The 2,889-nt window shown below is 33.7% G+C and carries 3 protein-coding genes; all 3 read left to right on the top strand.

Translation table 11 applies throughout. The annotated features are described in order from the left end of the window. The coding region (locus MPF19_RS18720) for an apurinic/apyrimidinic endonuclease family protein (protein WP_502925261.1) at positions 1-533 on the top strand (533 nt) is incomplete at its 5' end. A 76-nt stretch (positions 534-609) separates the two neighbouring features. Continuing rightward, on the top strand, positions 610-2,034 hold the full coding sequence (gene xylE, locus MPF19_RS18715; RefSeq protein WP_249989798.1) for a D-xylose transporter XylE: 1,425 nt from the start codon (positions 610-612) through the stop codon (positions 2,032-2,034). Positions 2,035-2,116: 82 nt separating this feature from the next. Then, positions 2,117-2,889 (top strand): thiamine pyrophosphate-binding protein (locus tag MPF19_RS18710; RefSeq protein ID WP_502925260.1); only part of this gene is annotated, 773 nt, incomplete at its 3' end.

Raw genomic sequence — 2,889 nt, 5'->3', positions numbered from 1 at the left:
ACAAAGATTTTAAATTGAATATTGAAGTAAACCACGCTACTTTAGCACAACATACTATGCAACACGAAATGGCAGTTGCAGCCAAAGCAGGAATGTTAGGAAGTATCGATGCAAACAGAGGAGATTACCAAAATGGTTGGGATACAGATCAATTTCCAAACAACGTTCAAGAAGCAACAGAAGCAATGTTAGTTTTCTTACAAGCAGGAGGTTTACAAGGAGGAGGAGTTAATTTTGATGCAAAAATCAGAAGAAACTCAACAGATATGGACGATGTTTTCCATGCACATATTGGAGGAGCAGATACATTTGCTAGAGCATTAATTACTGCAGATAAGATTATACAATCTTCTTCATACAATTCATTAAGAGAAAAAAGATACAGCTCTTTTGATGGCGGAAAAGGAAAAGATTTTGAAGCAGGAAAATTAGAATTAAAAGACTTGTACAAAATTGCACAAGAAAATGGAGAATTAAGCTTACAAAGTGGTAAGCAAGAATTGTTCGAAAACATTATCAATCAATATATATAATAGCAGTGGGCCTTTTAGATGTAAAATCTAAAAGGCCTTTTTATATTAATTTAAAAGCAATTAACTAAAACATATTATGGCAAAATCAACAAATTCAGGATACCTGTTAAAACTTACCTTAGTGGCCACTTTGGGAGGTTTGTTATTTGGGTACGATACAGGTGTAATTTCAGGAACGGTAGGTTCTTTAGATAGTTTTTTTGTAATTCCTAAAGGATTATCAGAAACGGCAGCAAGTGCTTTTAAAGGCTTTTTAGTTTCTAGTGCCTTAATAGGATGTATTATTGGAGGAATGTTTGGAGGAGTAATCAGCAAAAAATTAGGAAGAAAAAAAGGGTTAATATTAGCTGCTATTTTGTTTTTAATATCCGCTTTAGGTTCATCCATGCCAGAAATGTTTTTAGCACCTATTGGTGAATTAGATCATACGTTTTCAACCGTTTTTATTGTGTATAGAATTATTGGAGGTATTGGAGTTGGGTTAGCTTCTATGTTATCGCCTTTATACATTGCAGAAATAGCGCCAGCAGATAGTAGAGGTAAATTGGTTTCTTTTAATCAATTAGCCATTGTTGGAGGTTTTATGGTGGTTTATTTTGTAAACTACTTTATTTCTAGAAGTGGAGGTTCTGATGCCTGGTTAAATGAAATTGGATGGAGATGGATGTTTGCATCAGAGGTAATTCCTGCAGGATTATTTTTAGGCCTTTTATTCTTTGTACCAGACACACCACGTTCTTTAGTTTTAAGAAATAAACCAGAAGAAGCTTTAGACGTTTTAATAAAAGTAAATGGAGAAAAAGAAGGAACTAATATTTTGGCAGAAATACAAGATTCTATGGATGATAAAACATCTGGAAATCTTTTGTCTTTTGGTTGGTTAGTGATTATTATAGGAGTTTTAATTTCTGTTTTTCAGCAATTTGTGGGTATAAACGTCGTGTTATATTACGCTCCAGAGATTTTTAAAACAATTTCATCAGGTACAGATAGTGCGTTGTTAATGACCATTATTGTAGGTGTTGTAAATTTCTTATTTACTATTGTTGCTGTAAAAACAGTAGACAAATATGGTAGAAAACCATTAATGATTATTGGTGCTTTAGGGATGGCAATTGCTATGATTTCTTTAGGATTTGTCTTTTTTATAGGTGCAACAGGTTATTTAGCATTGTTTTGTATGATGTTATATGTAGCTAGTTTTGCCATGAGTTGGGGGCCGGTTGCTTGGGTTTTATTGGCAGAAATTTTTCCAAATAAAATTAGAGGTAAAGCGCTAGCAATTGCAGTTGCAGCTCAATGGATTTCTAATTACTTAGTGTCTTTAACCTTCCCAATGATGAATGACAACTCTTATTTAACAGGGTTATTTAATCATGGATTTGCCTATTGGATGTATGGTGTAATGAGTATTTTAGCCATGTTATTTATCATGAAATATGTTCCGGAAACGAAAGGGAAAACTTTAGAAGAGATGGAAGGTCTTTGGAAGAAAAAGTAATCTTAAAAAATCAAATTTAAAATAATAATGAATCTCGTTGAGGAGAAATTTCTCTACGAGATTTATTATAAAAATAGTAAAAATGAACAATACAATAGACCAACAATCAGCAGATAATATAAGAGCATTATGTGTTGCCATGGTAGAAAAAGCAAATTCAGGACATCCAGGAGGTCCTATGGGAGGTGCAGATTTTATGCACATCTTATATTCAGAGTTCTTTAATTTTGACCCTTCGGATATGACTTGGGCATTTAGAGACCGTTTCTTTATGGATGCAGGGCATTTATCAACCTTAATGTATGCACAATATTATCTTTTAGGAAACTATGAAAAAGACGATGTTGCCAACTTTAGACAATGGGGTTCAATTACTCCTGGTCACCCAGAAGTAGATGTAAAAAGAGGAATAGAAAATACATCTGGACCTTTAGGACAAGGACATACTATGGGAGTGGGTGCAGCGATTGCAGCAAACTTTTTAAAAGCACGTTTTGGAAATTGGATGGATCATAAAATCTATGGTTTTATTTCTGATGGAGGAGTGCAAGAAGAAATATCTCAAGGAGCAGGAAGAATTGCAGGGCATTTAGGCTTGAGTAATTTTATAATGTTCTATGATTCTAATGATATTCAATTATCAACATCTACAGATGAAGTTACTTCGGAAGATACTGAGATGAAGTACAAAGCTTGGGGATGGAATGTTGTTACTATTGATGGTCACAATCATGATGAGATAAGAAAAGCATTAACAGACGCAAATGCCGAAACAGAAAAACCAACACTTATTATTGGAAAAACAATAATGGGTAAAGGTTGTGTTACTGCAGATGATAAAACTTTTGAAGGTGA

The organism is Polaribacter sp. Z014, from assembly GCF_023555435.1.
GTDB lineage: Bacteria > Bacteroidota > Bacteroidia > Flavobacteriales > Flavobacteriaceae > Polaribacter.
The sequence above is the reverse complement of the archived record's forward strand: the minus strand, read 5'-3'. Positions and strand labels throughout refer to the sequence as shown.

What these genes read in the sequence shown, in the direction of transcription:
- xylE (WP_249989798.1), top strand. Translation starts at nt 610, where the DNA reads ATGGCAAAATCAACAAATTCAGGATACCTGTTAAAACTTACCTTAGTG.